Raw genomic sequence first — 16,357 nt, 5'->3', positions numbered from 1 at the left:
AAGGTATGAATATTTTGGATAAAAGATAATCAATAATAAATGAGCCGATTATTTTATCAACAAAGCATGACAAAACAAGTCGTGGTTTAGATAGTTACCTGCATCCCTTGTTACAAACGCAATAAATATTCTTTATTGCCTAACCGGTAAACTGATATCTTTAAAGTGGACTTTCCTGCATCAGCGCCAATACCTCATCCCAGTTATTGGCACGGGTATGGTGATGGTAGTTTACATTATGAAAAGCATTGAAAAGTATGGTTTTACCCTTAAAATAGTCGAGGTTTTTAATGTGATCGTCAATCATAAAGTCGGTACTGATAATACTCTTATCACCACAAAAAATAATATTGCGCCAGCTGATGAACGGAAAATGCTCGGTTAACCAGATCCGTTTTTCACTTAACGACTGCGGAAACTCCATAGCTGCCGATACCACGTATACCTCAAAATCTTCCATCAGCTTTTTAACAGTTTCAATAGCACCGGGCATTACGGGCACAGTAGTAAAAAAGCCGGGAGTAGTGGCAAACTTGCGGATCACCATTTTTTCGGGAAAGGCATCATCCTCAGTTTTCCCGATAATGTCCTGTAAGGTAAGGCTTACGCCGTAGTCGCGTTTGTACCATTCAAAAAAGTGGCTTTCCACATCGGCCAAAACCCCATCCATATCAATAGCGACAGATCTTTTCATTCGTATAATCTTTTACGCGAAGCATTACCCGCTAAGCTGATGCATAGATAGCATTAGTATCGCTAAATAAAAATCGGCGCAGCGTAAATTATTTATAAACAAAACAGGCCATACGGTTAAGCATGGCCTGTTCTGTCTCTTATATTAGTGGTTATCTTTATGGGCGTGATATTCGTCTATCTGCCGCCCTACTTCGTCAATAAATTGTTTGGGCACATCGTGGGTTACCGGGCCGCCCGAGTAATACCAGCCGTCGTCAGCTTTTTTGAGGTTGAAGTAAATATCATCTACCGTGTTCTTATTTACAAACAGGTATTCGTCTTTATCCATCGTAACCGGACCGGCGAGTGTTGTGCCATCGGGGGCATCAATATAGGCGTTAAATAAATGAGTAGGCATAAGTTTAAAAACAAAAATGGATCGTACTGTTATTGCTAATTGGATAACCCAATATAGCACAAAATGGTTTTAATTTTTACCATTATTTACCATCGGTAATCCACAATTAAAATCATCGGGTTAACCTACCGCCCTGTAGCGCGCTTTAAACAAACTCGGGGTAATACCTTCTACCTTTTTAAATGCGCGGCTAAAATAATTAAGGTTATTAAACCCGGCCTTAAAGCAGGCTTCGGATATGCTGTTATTCGGATTATTCATCAGTTGCTTGGCCAGTTGTATACGTTCCTTTATAATATAATCAACCGGCGATATGCCCAGCTCATGCTTAAAGGCCCGGAAAAAACTGGCCTTGCTCATGAAGGCCATCTGGCTAAGCGCGTCAATATTCAGCTTATCGCTCAAATGCACCCTGATGTATTCCAGCACGTAGGCAAAGCGGCTGCCGCTGGATAGCTCGTGCAGGTTATCCTGTATATCGTGCAGATTTTGCATTTGCATAATACGTATCAGCAATTCTTTCAAAGTAAGGTTGGCCAGTACATCTTTAGTTAAGGCATCACCCGTACTAATGCGGATGAGTTTATTAATGAGCTGCGCCAGTTCGTAATTATTAAAAAAATGGAACTGGTTATAGTTGAGCTGCCAGGTACGGCTATCCTCGCGCGGGTAGTTCTCGTTCAAAAAATCGAGCGTATTGGCAATCTCCTGCTGGTTAATGGCCAGTGCCGTACACTGCGATGGCTGCTGCGCTGTAGCTTCCGGAAAATCAATCCGCATGGTAATATTGGGCGGCACTATCACGGTTTCGCCGGGCAGGTAATCAAAGCCGGGTTTATCAAACAGGTGCATCACCTTTTTCCCTCTTAGCATGCTGGTAATTACCAGGTCGCTAAAAGTTAAGGGTACCCGTTCGCTGCGCTGATAAGTCTCAAAAACGTTAAGCTCGCAGTGGTTAAGCGTGTAAGCCTTTCGGTTTTCTACCAGTGTTTGTATTTGTTTGCTGTGAGACAGGTTTATAGGTGATAACAGGTTCTTGTTATTCATAGCCTCTCATAATTCAAAGCAAATTAGGTATATATATCAGCATAAACAATACCCCAAAAAAATTGACACCATTGTGCTACCATTTGATACCATAATGCAAATGCCCCAATAACCATCCGGCTACCTTAGTACTACCATTTAAAACTAAATATTTCTAATTATGAGCATTCCTGCAAAACCTTCGTTTAAAGCGAGGTATGACAATTTCATTGGCGGCAAATTTGTTCCGCCTGTTAAAGGTGAATATTTTGATAATGTATCTCCTATTGACGGCAAGGTATTTACCCAGGCCGCCAGATCGGGAAAAGATGATGTAGAACTGGCTTTAGATGCCGCGCACGAGGCTTTTAAAACATGGGGTAAAACCTCGGCTGTAAGCAGGGCATCACTATTAAATAAGATAGCCGATACCATTGAGGCCAACCTTGAATACCTGGCCGTGGTAGAAACTATTGATAACGGCAAAGCCATCCGCGAAACCCGCGCCGCCGATTTACCGCTGGTGATAGATCACTTCCGTTACTTCGCCGGTGTTATCCGTGCCGAAGAGGGTAGCATATCCGAACACGACGAATTCACTGTAAGTATTTGTCTGAACGAACCACTGGGAGTAGTAGGCCAGATCATCCCCTGGAATTTCCCGCTGCTGATGGCTACCTGGAAAATTGCCCCTGCACTTGCCGCCGGTAACTGCTGCGTGGTAAAACCAGCCGAGCAAACGCCAACCTCCATTATGGTGTTGATGGAACTGATAGGCGATATTTTGCCTCCGGGCGTGCTGAACATTGTTACCGGTTTCGGGCCGGAAGCAGGTAAACCGCTGGCGTCGTCGCCACGCATTGCCAAGGTATCGTTCACCGGCGAAACCACTACCGGCCGACTGATTATGCAGTACGCGTCTGAAAACCTGATACCGGTTACCATGGAACTGGGTGGTAAATCGCCTAACATCTTCCTCGAATCTGTAGGCGATGCAGATGATGCGTTTTTTGATAAGGCCATTGAGGGTGCGGTGCTGTTCGCACTTAACCAGGGTGAGGTTTGTACCTGTCCGTCGCGCATATTGGTGCACGAAAACATATACGATAAGTTTATAGCCCGTGTTATAGAACGCACCAATGCCATTAAAATGGGGCACCCGCTGGATGGCAGCACCATGATGGGCGCGCAGGCATCTAACGATCAATACGAAAAGATACAATCGTACCTTAAAATAGGTAAAGAAGAAGGCGCCGAAGTACTTTGCGGCGGCGATGTTAAAAAGCTGGACGGTGAACTGGAAGGTGGTTACTATATACAGCCAACCTTGTTTAAAGGCCACAATAAAATGCGCATTTTTCAGGAAGAGATCTTTGGACCGGTGGCTTGCGTTACCACCTTTAAAACTACCGAAGAAGCCATTGCCATTGCCAACGATACTCTTTATGGCCTCGGTGCAGGCGTATGGACACGCGACGCGCACGAGATTTACGAAGTGCCACGCGCTATACTGGCAGGTCGTGTTTGGGTGAATAATTACCATGCTTACCCGGCACACGCGCCTTTCGGCGGATACAAAAAATCGGGTTTCGGGCGCGAAAACCACAAGATGATGCTGGCGCATTATCGTCAAACCAAGAATATGCTGATCTCATATAACAAAAACAAATTAGGCTTCTTTTAAAAACACAAAAAGGGACAAGGCACGTGCAGGGAAACATTTTTCTTGTATGTGCCTTTTACTATTATGCACAGCCCAATGATAAAGAGAGTACTGGTAAACCCCGAAGCATCAAACCTGATAGCCGACCTGAAAGCCCGTTTCGGCGAACTGATGTTTCACCAAAGCGGGGGCTGCTGCGATGGCTCATCGCCCATGTGTTTTGCAAAAGGCGATTTTAAACTTGGCGGCAGCGATGTATGCCTTGGCGAAATTGACGACTGCGAATTTTGGATGAGTAAGGATCAGTTTGAATATTGGCAGCATACCCAGCTTACCATTGGCATTACCAAAGGCCGGGGTTCCAGCTTTTCTATCGAGATACCAACCGGCTACCGCTTCATGATCCACTCCCGGTTGTTTACCGATGAAGAATTAGGCCAATTAGCACCCGTTACATATTTGGAGGATGATGCTTATTAAGACGGCTGTACCAATGGTACTTTAATAATAAAGTGAGTATGTTTTTTAGGCTTGCTTTGCGCGAAAATGTTGCCATGGAGCGAACGTACCAGTTTGCGTACCACGTATAAACCCAGGCCGCTACCTGTCGATTCGGAATTGCCGCGGTAGTACATATCATATATCTTACCTATTATTTTGAGCGGGATCCCCTGTCCGTTATCGCTGAATTTGATCACCAGATCGTTCTTGTACCTGAAGATGTATACCTGTACAATGAGGTTATTATTATGGTAATTGATGGAGTTTTCGAGCAGGTTTTCGAGGATGGTTACGTAAGTATCGGGGTTGGCGAGGTGCTCATCGTCAAGTACTATATCAAAAATTAAACGCCCGCCTATTTCTTGCAGCTTGTCCTGAAACTTAGCGCGCAATTCCCTTAATATCTGCCTGAAATCTACCGGCTTTATCTGGTGCTCGTACGAGTAGGTGCTTAACACATTCAGCTTGGATAGCATGGCATCCATTTTATGGGCCACCTCTTCGCATTTTTCAAATAAATTCAGCGCGTCCTTATCCTTGGTTACCAGTTTGGCTATGTTGGCCAAACCCATGATGTTGGCAAGCGGAGCCCTAAAATCGTGCGAGGTACGGTAAAACAGGGTTTTGAGTTCTTCGTTGGCGTTGGTTAGTTCCGCGGTGCGCAGGTTTACCGTTTGCTCCAGGTCATAGTTCAGTTTGGTGATCTGCGCGTTTTTCGCCTTCAGCTCCTTGTTGGTATTTTCAATCTTTTTAAGCAGATCGAGCTGCATTAGTTTATTGGCCACCAGATCTGCTATCGATTTCAGAAACTTAAAGTCGATATCAATATAATGGATCTGGCTTTTTACTGCTATGGTGATGAGGATCTTCTGATCTTTAAAATAAGATACAGGCAGTGAATACACGGCCGCTACCTTGGGGTTGTTAAAAACCGACCGGGCCAGTAGTTTATGCTCCTGAATGGCATCGCCGAAATAGTTAACGGGTAAACCGGCTTCAAAAACCTCCATTTCGTATTTCCACAAGCCATCCTGACGGGGCTTAAAAAAAACGCATTCCCCGCGCGACATCTCAAAACAACCCGACTCGCCTTTGTTGAAGTGATGCAGCCTTAACTGAAAAAAATCGATAATGTATTTGATATGGGCCGACAGGGCATCGCATATTTCGGTATACTTGGCTGCCTTATTAAGGTCGGCCGCAAAGGCCGACAGCGCTTCGTACCGAAGTCTTTTTGCGTTTTGCATTATCCCCTGTAGCGCTTCCATAACTACTTAACGGGGCTCTACCAGTTCGTTATCTATTTGTATCCCTGATATATCGGCAATGGTATTGATCATATTGGTTAAATCAGCCAGCGCCATCAGCTCCTGCACTTCTTCCAAACTATAACCTTCATCGCGCAGCGATTCAAAATCGGCATCGGTAGTATTACGCGGCACAAGGGCGCACTTAGTAACTATCTCTATAGCTTTGCGATACGACGATGGGATGTATGTGCTGTTCAGATCGGCAGTGAGCTTAATATCATCAGTCCCCGTGAGCGATTTACCCAGGCTATCGGCAATAATGCCATGTGCCTGCGAGCAATAATCGCAACCCTTAAGGTTTGATATATTATAAATAATAAGCTGTTTTAAAACGAAAGGCACTTTGCCGCGCAGCATGGTGTTGCGCAGTTTTTCCCAGTTACCTCGTAATACGGTGGCATTGTTACCCTGGCATTTAAACCAATTAAGTACAAATGGGATCCCCATTTCCTTCATGGTTTCTTCGTAGATGGCCTTTACTTCGGGGCTCGCGCTTTGGTAATCAACAATTTTAAACCTTTCGGACATAGAATCGCACATAAATATACATATCACTACCTTACCGGTTTTGGCAACTAATCAGGGGGATATGTGTGGTAATATTTTTTTATTAAAACGGCGTTGTTACCTGTACCGAAAAGAATAACGATTATATACCTCTGCGTTTTGTTTCTTTAACAATTAGCCCAAGCTCACGGCTCATTTGGCCTGCAATAGCGGTATTTTCCTGCGCTCTTCTGAACAAGTAAGGCAACACAGCCTTAATTGGTCCGTAAGGTACATATTTTGCCACATTATACCTCGCATTTGCCAAATTAAAACTCAAATTATCGCTCATACCGAGTAATTGTGAGAAATAAATGTGCGGATGATTGTGGTCTACATTGTGCTTATTCAGCAGGTCGGCCAGCAGGCGGCAGCTGTGCTCATTATGCGTGCCGGCCACTATGGCAAGATTGTTAATATTTTGTACCGAGTACTTTACAGCCTCATCATAATCGCGGTCTGTAGCCTGTTTATTTGGCTGTATCGGCGATACATAACCGCGTTCTTCGGCACGTTTACGCTCTTTTTCCATATAGGCGCCGCGTACAATTTTAGCGCCCAGTATAAAGCTTTCTTTAGTGGCAATAGCATGGTCGGCCTTTAACGACTCCAGCTTATCGTGCCTGTATAATTGGTAAGTATTGTAAATGATGATCTTTTCGCGGTTAAAGCGGCGCATCATATCCAACGCCAGGCCGTCAATGGTTTCCTGGATCCAGCTTTCTTCGGCATCTATCATGATCGGCACACCGGCATCATAAGCTTTTTGGCAAATGGCCAGTACACGTGCCTGTACTTTTTTCCATTCCTGCTCTTCGTCGGCAGTCAAGGTTTCTTCTGCATCCAGTTTTTCCAGCAGCGAAAAACGGCCTACGCCCGTAATTTTAAATACGGTAATAGGTATGGCGGTATCGCCATCGGCACGTACAATGGTGCGGATGATTTCGTCGCGGGTGTTATCAAACACTTCCTCTTCATCTTCGCCCTCAACCGAATAATCTAAAATAGTACCTACCCCGCCCGATTGCAGGTTTTTAATGGTTGGTGTACACTCGGTAATGGTTTCGCCGCCGCAAAACTGGCGGAAAATGGTAGCCTTAATAATGCCCTTGATAGGCAAGCCTATATTGATGGCAAAATTGGTGATAGGCGGGCCTACTTTAACCAAAAAGTTAACATTAATGAGTTTAAACAGCCAATAGGCACGTTTAAGGTCGCGGTTAGACGAATGCCGAAAAGCGATTTCGGTATTATCAAAAGACAGCTCACTGCCGGGCGCAGCGCTGCCGGTGGTTTGTACAGAAGAAGAGGTCATATCAGGTACAAAAGTAGAAAATGCATTAACATAACCCATTATCAAGTTAATACTTTATTTTTGCCTATCCATGATCGAGTTTAAATTAGAAGGCGAATACATTCCGCTGATACAGTTATTAAAGGCCGCCAACCTGGTACAAACCGGTGGCGAAGCGCAAATTGTTGTTACCGAAGGTGAAGTAAAATACAATGGCACAGTTGATTACCGCAAACGTTTGAAGGTAAGGCAGGGTGATATTGTTGAATTCAGGAACAATAAGATCAAGGTGATTTAATATGGATACGATACAAACCGACCACTACCCAATTTTTTTTGAGAATACCATTGCCGAGCTGATCAGCTTTATAAAAAGGGGCAATTACTCGCGTTTTTTTATTTTAACCGACGAGCATACCAGTATCCATTGCTTTCCGCTGATAAAAAAAGAGGTGGACGAGATTGATAATTACGACCTCATTGAAATAAACGCCGGTGAAGAAAGCAAGAACATCGACTTTTGCATTGGCATATGGAAAATGCTGATAGATTTTGGTGCCGACCGTAAAAGTCTGCTCATTAATTTAGGCGGCGGCGTTATTACCGATATGGGCGGTTTCGCGGCCTCAACCTACAAACGCGGTATCGATTTTATACACATGCCTACCACCCTGCTTTCGCAGGTTGATGCCTCTGTTGGCGGCAAAACCGGTATTGATGTAGATAGCGTAAAAAACATCATCGGCACCTTCGCGCAACCGAAAGCGGTTTTTATTGAGTACGATTTTCTGAAAACCTTATCGCCAAGGCAACGCCTGTCGGGTTTGGCAGAAATGCTGAAACATGGCCTGATACTGGACGCCGCCTACTGGGCCGACCTGAAGAACAGCGACCTTAGTTTGCCATCAGCCGGGCAAATCCATGCTTCAGTAGTATTGAAGAACAAGGTAGTTACCGAAGACCCTACCGAGCAAAACATACGCAAGAGCCTCAATTTTGGCCATACCATTGGGCACGCGGTTGAAACATGGTCGCTCATGAACGATAACAACCCGCTTACCCACGGCGAAGCCATTGCGCTGGGCATGATATGCGAGAGCTACCTGGCCCATAAAAAAACAGGCTTAAGCGCCGAAGAACTGGCCGAGATCAGCGAGGTTATCATGAAGCTGTACCCAAAATACCGCCTCAAACCAAGTGCCTACGAAGCCATGTACGGTTACATGCTGAAAGATAAAAAGAACCTCGACGGCAAGGTGAACTGTACCCTGCTAACCAAAATAGGCCAGTTCAACATAGACAACGTTTGCACCCAGCCCGAGCTTTTTGAAGCGCTGGATTATTATGTGGGGTTGAATTAAGATATCATGGGCCGAAGAATTTCGGCATCTCAAAGGGTGAACTAATCAAACGCGATGCTTAGCAGGTGGGATTTTTAAACAAGTTCAACATTACGTGTTTAAAAATGCTTATAAATGGGTCATCCTGAGCCTGTCGAAGGATGGTGCGCAGAGGCCTTTATCCACGCACCCTTCGACAAGCTCAGGGTGACAAGCCATACGCCTCATCTCACCTTTATAGCTCCCCGGATTTTAAAACTCAACATGACGGAAAACTTACTATCAAACACTCTGTGAGATGTTGAAACAAGTTCAACATGAAGGATGTGATTAGTTCGGATTTATTTATAAATTGGGCTTCACAAAGCTATGCCTAAATTTATATCGAAACTACAATACAAAAATTACGAACCCGGCGAGTTTATTGATGAGCAAGAAAGATCACTGGAAGAAACACTTGCTTTAATAAAAAACTTCCCTTGGGATACCGAACGGCACTTAACCGATGTTAAGTTAACGGGGCCTTCAGTAACTATACATAGCAGCGTAAATGAATATCTTAAGATAGGTCTTTTTTTCAATGGGAAATTCTCCCTTTATTATTTTAACAAAGCCGGGCAACTTTACGAGGCACACGTTGAAACATTACAACAGATAGCCGAAACAGTTACAAGCTTTTTTGAAAAATATATCGATCTGAAAAAATTCGAGCGACATAGAGCCTTTGGCGTAAAGAAGGTGTTTGCTACAAAAAAATTTCAATATAGCCTAAATACCACCCATATTTCAATCTTCTTTATCTTGGCAACCTTTTTTTTGGCAATGTCTGTATTCATCTTTTGTAAAACACTTTTTTTATATACATCCAACAGTTTATTGGAGTTTGCTTTTATGGGGGTGGCCTTTTTTTTAATATGCTTGTTATATAATCATTATTCTAAATCAAAAAATATCATACTGGAAATTTCAAGGGGGAAAGAAACGTTTAAGATTATTAGTGATAATAAAACAATAGTTTATGATAAAGCCGATGTGGTGGAAATTTCCATACCGCTTTCCCGCACAAAACGTAATAGCCTGATAAATTATTCGGAACTGATTTTCAAAGATGGCACCTCTATAAAACTATCTAACTTATTAATAAAGCCATATATATTACAATCTAAATTTCAGCAGGACATTATAAAGCAAAAGTTCAGGTTATATCCATTGATTTGATAAAATACCGGATGTAAAATCCAAAAAATATCCGCTGCCACGAGCTGCCTAAACTCTACATAGCAAAAGAGGCGTTAACTTTTAGGCCTTCAATCAAATAATCCGGGGTTTACTTTTTTAAATACTTGCTTTATAAAAGCAAGCTTTGTGGCAGATAGCTTTTGTTTAGAGGCTAAAGCAAGCGTTTTTTCTTGTTCTATTAGTAGTTTCCCAAGTCGTTCACTTTGCGGGTAAACTGCAATTTTTGCGCCTAATTCCTCTATCAACTTATCTTTCAAGCAAGCGTTTGAATTAGCTACCAAATAAGCGGTAAAATCATTCATTTGTTCGTTAAACAATTTATAACTGGCAGCGTTAATGTATTCAGATAAGTCGCCATCGCTTTTTGTACAAATTTTTTCCAACTCGTTTACGTAAGCAACATTGTAATTATTTGTTAATAATTGCATCAGGCTATCAACCTTTTTATAAGGCTGTATATTTTTAACCGACACCACATTATCTGTTTTAACAGTATCTTCTGCTGTTATTAGGTTAGCCGCTTTTTCAGTCTTTAATTTACGCTCACAGCTACCTAATAAAAGCGAGGCCGGTATCATTAAAAACAATAACATTTTTTTGTTGAGTTTCATTGGTTTAGGGTTTCATTACAAAAAGACACTTAGTATTTATAATTGCATCACTATAAATATAGCGATATTATTATAGCAGTGAAACTGCAACTTTTATTGCAAATACCAGTCATCGAATAGCTAATTGTTTTAACAAAGCTCTATTCGCTACCCTCCCGCGTTAGGGATTGTAAGGGTTTAGTGCCGACGAAGGAGGTACCGCAGCGAAGCGGAGCCCTGCAAAGCCCGGCCGAAGGCAACGCCCAAAACGAAACCTGGTTCTTAAGTAAACGCTACTGCCGCAGTATTTAAAAGTATGTTCTACTAAAATTAACAACCCTAACCGTAGGTGCGTAACAAAACTTTTAACCACCATCACGCCGTCGCTCCAAATAAAAACACTACAATACTCACAAAAACACCCCTTCACCCAATTAAATTTGGTTCCCCCTCTTTTATTTCAAAAAAATAAAATTTTATTTTGGACTTTTCATTTTAACGTGTACATTTACGGCGCAATACAAAAACAACAAATGAAATTTAACACTGCATATTTTTACGGCTACTACTTTTACTTTACCAGTACAAGCCGGGACTGATATGCAATAACCAAAACATATACAAGAAACTGAAAAGTCCCGGCCCAACAAGCCGGGACTTTTTGCTTTAACAGGGTTTATGACACACAAAACACCAAGAGTTGCAATACAGGGAATACGCGCTTCTTTTCACGAAGAAGCGGCCTTCAAGTTTTTTGGAGAAGACATTCAAACCATTGAATGCAACTCTTTTAAACAAACCTTTGAGGCCCTTAAAAATGGCGAGGCCGACTACGTGGTAATGGCTATTGAAAACAGCATTGCCGGCAGCCTGTTGCCTAACTATTCGCTGTTGCTTAACTACAACTTCCCGGTGGTGGGCGAGGTTTACCTGCCTATACAACTACACCTGATGGCGCTGCCGGGCGTGGCGTTTGAGGATATTAAGGTGGCTATGTCGCACCCGATAGCGATACGCCAGTGTGTTGATTTTTTGGACGAATACCCGCAAATTAAGGTAATAGAAAGTAACGATACCGCCGCCTGTGCCAAACGCATCCGCGAGGAGCAACTGACCGATACCGTGGCCATTGCCAACACCTTAGCGGCAAAGCTTTACGGATTAGAGATACTGGAGCGTCGGATAGAATCGAACAAGAAGAACTTTACCCGTTTTTTGATATTGACCACGCATGATAATGCCGGTAAGGTTGAGGCCAACAAAGCGTCGTTATGTTTCCAGGTGAGTAACGAGGTTGGTTCGTTGGCCAAGGTGCTTAATATTTTGGCCGAAGAAGGCGTTAACATGAGCAAAATACAAAGCATGCCCGTGTTAGGTAAACGCAACGAATATAATTTTTATGTAGATGTAGAATGGACCGAGCAAAAGCAATACGATGCCAGCCTGCGCCAGATACTGAAATACACGCACAACTTTAACATACTGGGAGAATATAAGAGATATGAGGAAAATCTTTAGTCCGCAAAGACCGGAAGTCGGAAAGTCCGAAAGAAGGAAATAACCAGTATGGTGAGCCATCCGAGAGTCGGTAAGACCGAAAGTCCGGAAGAAAAAACAAAACAATTAATTAACAAAAATATACAATCAACTTCCGGACTTTCGGTCTTTCACCAACTTCCGGTCTAAAAGAGTAAAACTTCCGGACTTTTCGGTCTTCCCGACTTCCGGACTAAATAAAAAAGAAAATGAAACTAAATTTAAACATACAGCCGCTTAGTTCATGGTTAAACCTAAGCAAAGAGCCATTGGTAATTGCAGGCCCTTGCAGTGCCGAAACTGAAGATCAATTAGTTGCAACAGCGCATTTACTGGCCAAAACCGGTAAAATTACCGCGCTGCGTGCAGGTATCTGGAAACCACGTACCCGTCCGGGTGAGTTTGAGGGTATTGGCAGCATTGGTTTAGAGTGGTTAAAACGCGCTAAAGAAGAAACCGGCTTGCCTACCGCTGTTGAAGTAGCTACTGCTAAACACGTAGAAGAAGCGTTAAATGCAGGTGTTGATATTTTATGGGTAGGCGCGCGTTCAACTGCAAACCCTTTCACCGTGCAGGAAATTGCTGACGCTTTAAGAGGTCATGATGTGCCTGTAATGGTTAAAAACCCGGTTAACCCCGATCTTTCATTATGGATTGGCGCTTTAGAGCGTATCAACAATGCAGGTATTACAAAACTGGCGGCTATTCACCGTGGTTTCTCATCACATGGCGCGTCAACTTTCCGTAACGAGCCAATGTGGGATCTGGCCATCAGTCTGAAAACACATGCGCCCGACCTGCCTATCATCAACGACCCGAGCCACATTACCGGTAACCGCGATTTGATTGGCTACGTAGCGCAAAAAGCGTTCGACCTGGATATGCAAGGTGTAATGATAGAGTCGCACATTGACCCATCTGTAGCCTGGACTGACGCTAAACAACAAGTTACCCCTGCTGCTTTGGTTGACATAATTGAGAACATCACCCTGCGCAAACCGGAAGTGAAAAGCCCTGCTGTAAGTGATAAACTGGCAGAACTGCGCAGCAAAATTGACAAGATAGACGACCTGGTTATTCAAAAAGTAGCCGAGCGTATGACCATTGCCGAGCAAATTGGTAAATACAAAAAAGATAACAACATCACCATTTTACAGGTTAACCGTTGGGAAGAAATTTTAAAGAAAACTACCGACTATGGTAAAGCTTTAAAACTTAGCGCTGAGTTTACCGAGAAACTGCTGGAATTGATCCACAGCGAATCTATCCGTCGCCAGGGTGAAGTACTTAACGAAGGACAAGAACAACCGGCAGAGAAATTAACGCACGTGTAATTGTAATGAGCCATAACATCATCCTTACAAAACAAGGCAAAACAGCAAAAGGCACCATACACCTTACCGGCTCAAAAAGCGAATGCAACCGCGCGCTTGTTATTGAGGCGTTAAGCGGCGGCCGGGTAAAGGTTAAAAACCTGTCCGACGCTGCCGATACGGTTACACTGGCAGGGATTTTGAATGGTGGGGAGTTGGAAAGTCCGGAAGTCGGAAAGTCCGGAAGTTGGGTTGAGGGGAATAACTCACAACCCACAACTCACAACCCGCAACTCATCAACATCGGCCCCGCCGGTACGGCGATGCGTTTTTTAACGGCTTACTATACTTTGCAGCCGGGCGAGGTAATACTTACCGGCAGCGAGCGGATGAAACAAAGGCCTATCGGCATTTTGGCTGATGCCTTAAGAACGTTAGGTGCCGATATTACTTATGTGGAAAAAGAGGGCTACCCTCCTATCAACATAAAGGGTGGTTTTGAGCAGTTTACACGCAAAATCAGTATCAAAGGTGATATCAGCAGCCAGTATATTACCGCGCTGTTGCTTATTGCTGCCCGTTTGCCCCTTGGTTTGGAGCTGCATATTGAGGGCGACCTAACATCGCGCCCTTATGTGGAAATGACTTTGGCTATGTTAAAACAGGCGGGTATTCAACATACCTGGACTGATAACGTGATCAGCATTGAAAACCAGGAGTTCGGCGAAACAGCATTGCCTGTTGAACCGGATTGGAGCGCGGCATCATACTGGTACGCCATCGCGGCACTGGCCGACGAAGCCGAACTGTTTTTGCCGGGTTTAACATCGTACAGCTTGCAAGGCGATAGCGTGATCACCGAGATCATGGCCAATTTTGGCATCACCTCGCAATTTAAGGATGGCGGCGTGTATCTTACAAAAGAGGTAAAACCTATTGTTCGCAAGATATTCGACATGAAAGAATGTCCCGACTTGGCGCAGACTGTAATTGTTGTATGTGCTGCTTTAGGGCACGAAGCTACCTTTACCGGGCTCGAAACATTAAAAATTAAGGAAACCGACCGTATTAAAGCATTGCAGAACGAACTGGCTAAAATTGGTGTTAAGCTGATTGAAAAAGGCCAGGTTTACAAACTGGATTGCAGCGAGAAGTTCATCCCCGAAACCATGTTTATCAACACTTACGAGGATCACCGTATGGCTATGGCCTTCGCGCCGCTGGCCCAGATAGTGCCCCAACTGGAAGTAGAAGAAGCCAAAGTGGTAGAAAAATCATACCCGGCTTTCTGGACTGACCTGGAAAAAGTAGGGTTTGTGGTGGAGGAGCGGAAAGCATAGAGCGGAAAGGTAAAAGCGGAAAGGTGAAAGCATAAAGGTGAAAGGCGAAAGCGCACCCAACCCGTCATTGCGAGGTACGAAGCAATCTCTACGGATGTAAGTTGTGCATCATGAAGAAGATTTCTCACTACGTTCGAAATGACAAATAGAATAAACCAATAAACACTTGCCATAGCGAGGTACGAAGCATTTCTGTTAGATAACCACTACGAGATTGCTTCGTACCTCGCAATGACAAGTAAATAAAACAACAATACAGTATTTCAATACTCAAATCTAATATCTCACATCTAAAATAATGGCAGGCAATACCTTCGGACAAATATTCAGGATAACAACATTTGGTGAATCGCATGGCGAGGCTATAGGTGTAATTGTTGACGGTTGTCCGGCGCAGTTACCGGTTGATATTGACTATATACAAGCCGAACTGGATAAGCGCAAGCCGGGCCAGTCGAAAATAACCACCCAGCGTAAAGAGAGCGATACCGTAAAGATTCTTTCGGGCGTATTTGAAGGTAAAACCACAGGTACCCCTATCGCCATGATCATCCCTAATGAAGATCAGCGCTCAAAGGATTATGGTCATAATGTGGATGTGTTTCGCCCTTCGCATGCCGATTATACCTACTTTACCAAATATGGTATTCGCGATCATCGTGGCGGTGGTCGATCATCGGCCCGCGAAACTGCTGCCCGTGTGGCTGCCGGTGCTTTGGCCAAGTTATTTTTAAAAGCGAAAGGTATTGAGATAGTAGCCCACGTGAGCAGCGTAGGCAAAATAGACGCGCCAAACGTAAGCATTGCCAATGTGCAGGAGTTTATTGACGAGCGTGAAAAGAACATTGTACGCTGTGCCGATCCGGCTACTGCCGAAGAGATGATCGCCTTTATTGATGGCGTGCGTAAAGACGGCGATACCGTTGGCGGCAAAGTTAGCTGCTATGTAAAAGGCGTTCCGGTTGGTTTGGGCGAACCTGTATTTGATAAACTGCATGCCGATTTAGGCAAGGCCATGCTCAGCATTAACGCGGTGCACGGCTTTGAGTTTGGTTCGGGTTTTTCGGGCAGTGAAATGCGCGGATCAGAACATAATGACATTTTTGTAAAGAACCACCTGGGTAATGTAGAAACCGTTACCAATTTTTCGGGTGGTATACAGGGCGGTATCAGCAATGGTATGCCTATCGAGTTCAGGGTGGCATTTAAGCCGGTGGCAACTATTATGCACAACCAGGCCACCATTAACAGTGCCGGTGATGCCGCCGAAATATCGGGCAAAGGCCGCCATGACCCTTGTGTAGTACCACGCGCTGTACCTATTGTTGAGGCCATGGCTGCACTGGTGCTTGCCGATCAGTTGCTGAGGAATAGGGCATCGGTGTTGTAATAAATCAAATATTATCCCTCCCTCCGGAGGGCGGCCGTCAACTTAAGGGTTAAAGCAAAGCGCATAGTCAACTCACCCGGTCTACGCTTCGCTGGACCACCCTCTCATATCTTTGTACTATAATAGATCAGAAGAAAAGGAGAAACATAGAGGGCCCTCATGACACGTATTTAAAA

Annotated in this window: 16 protein-coding genes; 9 read left to right on the top strand and 7 right to left on the bottom strand. The window is 44.0% G+C overall.

The window, feature by feature from the left end; translation table 11 throughout:
* Window positions 1-160: 160 nt before the first annotated feature.
* From AC07NA_RS04505 to AC07NA_RS04495, 3 genes are all read right to left on the bottom strand, one after another.
* Window positions 161-694 (bottom strand): 5' nucleotidase, NT5C type, encoded by a 534-nt coding sequence (locus AC07NA_RS04505; RefSeq protein ID WP_494896033.1) that lies wholly within the window; start codon window positions 692-694, stop codon window positions 161-163.
* Between the two features lie 144 nt (window positions 695-838).
* Entirely contained in the window at window positions 839-1,093 is a 255-nt protein-coding gene (locus tag AC07NA_RS04500) for a hypothetical protein (protein ID WP_345210400.1), read from the bottom strand.
* Between the two features lie 120 nt (window positions 1,094-1,213).
* Entirely contained in the window at window positions 1,214-2,140 is a 927-nt protein-coding gene (locus AC07NA_RS04495) for an AraC family transcriptional regulator (RefSeq protein ID WP_494896032.1), read from the bottom strand.
* Between the two features lie 160 nt (window positions 2,141-2,300).
* On the opposite strand from AC07NA_RS04495, the gene AC07NA_RS04490 reads away from it, so the two are divergent.
* Both AC07NA_RS04490 and AC07NA_RS04485 read left to right on the top strand, forming a co-directional pair.
* Complete coding sequence (locus AC07NA_RS04490; RefSeq protein WP_494896030.1) at window positions 2,301-3,803, top strand: aldehyde dehydrogenase family protein; 1,503 nt, start codon at window positions 2,301-2,303, stop codon at window positions 3,801-3,803.
* 75 nt (window positions 3,804-3,878) lie between these two features.
* Window positions 3,879-4,262, top strand: coding sequence for a DUF779 domain-containing protein (locus AC07NA_RS04485; protein WP_494896029.1), 384 nt, complete (start codon window positions 3,879-3,881; stop codon window positions 4,260-4,262).
* Here AC07NA_RS04485 and AC07NA_RS04480 read toward each other — a convergent pair.
* From AC07NA_RS04480 to AC07NA_RS04470, 3 genes are all read right to left on the bottom strand, one after another.
* On the bottom strand, window positions 4,259-5,530 hold the full coding sequence (locus AC07NA_RS04480; RefSeq protein ID WP_494896028.1) for a sensor histidine kinase: 1,272 nt from the start codon (window positions 5,528-5,530) through the stop codon (window positions 4,259-4,261). The two genes, AC07NA_RS04485 and AC07NA_RS04480, sit on opposite strands and share 4 nt — an antisense overlap.
* Before the next feature lie 27 nt (window positions 5,531-5,557).
* A complete protein-coding gene (locus tag AC07NA_RS04475) occupies window positions 5,558-6,121 on the bottom strand; it encodes a carboxymuconolactone decarboxylase family protein (protein WP_494896026.1) in 564 nt (187 codons plus the stop codon).
* Window positions 6,122-6,242: 121 nt separating this feature from the next.
* Window positions 6,243-7,454, bottom strand: a complete 1,212-nt coding sequence (locus AC07NA_RS04470) for a proline dehydrogenase family protein (RefSeq protein ID WP_494896024.1) — start codon at window positions 7,452-7,454, stop codon at window positions 6,243-6,245.
* A 70-nt stretch (window positions 7,455-7,524) separates the two neighbouring features.
* Between AC07NA_RS04470 and AC07NA_RS04465 the strand changes: the two genes are divergently transcribed.
* From AC07NA_RS04465 to AC07NA_RS04455, 3 genes are all read left to right on the top strand, one after another.
* Window positions 7,525-7,731, top strand: coding sequence for an RNA-binding S4 domain-containing protein (locus AC07NA_RS04465; RefSeq protein WP_345210391.1), 207 nt, complete (start codon window positions 7,525-7,527; stop codon window positions 7,729-7,731).
* Window position 7,732: 1 nt separating this feature from the next.
* On the top strand, window positions 7,733-8,794 hold the full coding sequence (gene aroB, locus AC07NA_RS04460) for a 3-dehydroquinate synthase (protein WP_494896021.1): 1,062 nt from the start codon (window positions 7,733-7,735) through the stop codon (window positions 8,792-8,794).
* 348 nt (window positions 8,795-9,142) lie between these two features.
* Window positions 9,143-9,991, top strand: coding sequence for a PH domain-containing protein (locus AC07NA_RS04455; protein ID WP_494896020.1), 849 nt, complete (start codon window positions 9,143-9,145; stop codon window positions 9,989-9,991).
* A gap of 89 nt (window positions 9,992-10,080) precedes the next feature.
* Here AC07NA_RS04455 and AC07NA_RS04450 read toward each other — a convergent pair whose 3' ends face one another.
* On the bottom strand, window positions 10,081-10,623 hold the full coding sequence (locus tag AC07NA_RS04450) for a hypothetical protein (RefSeq protein WP_494896018.1): 543 nt from the start codon (window positions 10,621-10,623) through the stop codon (window positions 10,081-10,083).
* Window positions 10,624-11,280: 657 nt separating this feature from the next.
* On the opposite strand from AC07NA_RS04450, the gene AC07NA_RS04445 reads away from it, so the two are divergent.
* The 4 genes from AC07NA_RS04445 to aroC all read left to right on the top strand — a co-directional run bounded on the left by AC07NA_RS04445 (window position 11,281) and on the right by aroC (window position 16,181).
* Window positions 11,281-12,120, top strand: coding sequence for a prephenate dehydratase (locus AC07NA_RS04445; protein WP_345210387.1), 840 nt, complete (start codon window positions 11,281-11,283; stop codon window positions 12,118-12,120).
* A gap of 227 nt (window positions 12,121-12,347) precedes the next feature.
* Complete coding sequence (locus tag AC07NA_RS04440; RefSeq protein WP_494896016.1) at window positions 12,348-13,472, top strand: chorismate mutase; 1,125 nt, start codon at window positions 12,348-12,350, stop codon at window positions 13,470-13,472.
* Between the two features lie 5 nt (window positions 13,473-13,477).
* Window positions 13,478-14,791: a 3-phosphoshikimate 1-carboxyvinyltransferase gene (gene aroA / locus AC07NA_RS04435; RefSeq protein WP_494896015.1), complete on the top strand. Its 1,314-nt coding sequence runs from the start codon at window positions 13,478-13,480 to the stop codon at window positions 14,789-14,791.
* 298 nt (window positions 14,792-15,089) lie between these two features.
* Window positions 15,090-16,181 (top strand): chorismate synthase, encoded by a 1,092-nt coding sequence (gene aroC / locus AC07NA_RS04430; RefSeq protein ID WP_494896014.1) that lies wholly within the window; start codon window positions 15,090-15,092, stop codon window positions 16,179-16,181.
* Window positions 16,182-16,357: the final 176 nt, after the last annotated feature.

This window comes from Mucilaginibacter sp. GW821-FHT07G05 (genome assembly GCF_059418565.1).
The sequence above is the reverse complement of the archived record's forward strand: the minus strand, read 5'-3'. Positions and strand labels throughout refer to the sequence as shown.

Excerpts from the sequence above, each read along its gene's own strand:
- AC07NA_RS04505 (WP_494896033.1), bottom strand. The coding sequence starts at position 694 with ATGAAAAGATCTGTCGCTATTGATATGGATGGGGTTTTGGCCGATGTG.
- AC07NA_RS04500 (WP_345210400.1), bottom strand. The coding sequence starts at position 1,093 with ATGCCTACTCATTTATTTAACGCCTATATTGATGCCCCCGATGGCACA.
- AC07NA_RS04495 (WP_494896032.1), bottom strand. The coding sequence starts at position 2,140 with ATGAATAACAAGAACCTGTTATCACCTATAAACCTGTCTCACAGCAAA.
- AC07NA_RS04490 (WP_494896030.1), top strand. The coding sequence starts at position 2,301 with ATGAGCATTCCTGCAAAACCTTCGTTTAAAGCGAGGTATGACAATTTC.
- AC07NA_RS04485 (WP_494896029.1), top strand. The coding sequence starts at position 3,879 with ATGATAAAGAGAGTACTGGTAAACCCCGAAGCATCAAACCTGATAGCC.
- AC07NA_RS04480 (WP_494896028.1), bottom strand. The coding sequence starts at position 5,530 with ATGCAAAACGCAAAAAGACTTCGGTACGAAGCGCTGTCGGCCTTTGCG.
- AC07NA_RS04475 (WP_494896026.1), bottom strand. The coding sequence starts at position 6,121 with ATGTCCGAAAGGTTTAAAATTGTTGATTACCAAAGCGCGAGCCCCGAA.
- AC07NA_RS04470 (WP_494896024.1), bottom strand. The coding sequence starts at position 7,454 with ATGACCTCTTCTTCTGTACAAACCACCGGCAGCGCTGCGCCCGGCAGT.
- AC07NA_RS04465 (WP_345210391.1), top strand. The coding sequence starts at position 7,525 with ATGATCGAGTTTAAATTAGAAGGCGAATACATTCCGCTGATACAGTTA.
- aroB (WP_494896021.1), top strand. The coding sequence starts at position 7,733 with ATGGATACGATACAAACCGACCACTACCCAATTTTTTTTGAGAATACC.
- AC07NA_RS04455 (WP_494896020.1), top strand. The coding sequence starts at position 9,143 with ATGCCTAAATTTATATCGAAACTACAATACAAAAATTACGAACCCGGC.
- AC07NA_RS04450 (WP_494896018.1), bottom strand. The coding sequence starts at position 10,623 with ATGAAACTCAACAAAAAAATGTTATTGTTTTTAATGATACCGGCCTCG.
- AC07NA_RS04445 (WP_345210387.1), top strand. The coding sequence starts at position 11,281 with ATGACACACAAAACACCAAGAGTTGCAATACAGGGAATACGCGCTTCT.
- AC07NA_RS04440 (WP_494896016.1), top strand. The coding sequence starts at position 12,348 with ATGAAACTAAATTTAAACATACAGCCGCTTAGTTCATGGTTAAACCTA.
- aroA (WP_494896015.1), top strand. The coding sequence starts at position 13,478 with ATGAGCCATAACATCATCCTTACAAAACAAGGCAAAACAGCAAAAGGC.
- aroC (WP_494896014.1), top strand. The coding sequence starts at position 15,090 with ATGGCAGGCAATACCTTCGGACAAATATTCAGGATAACAACATTTGGT.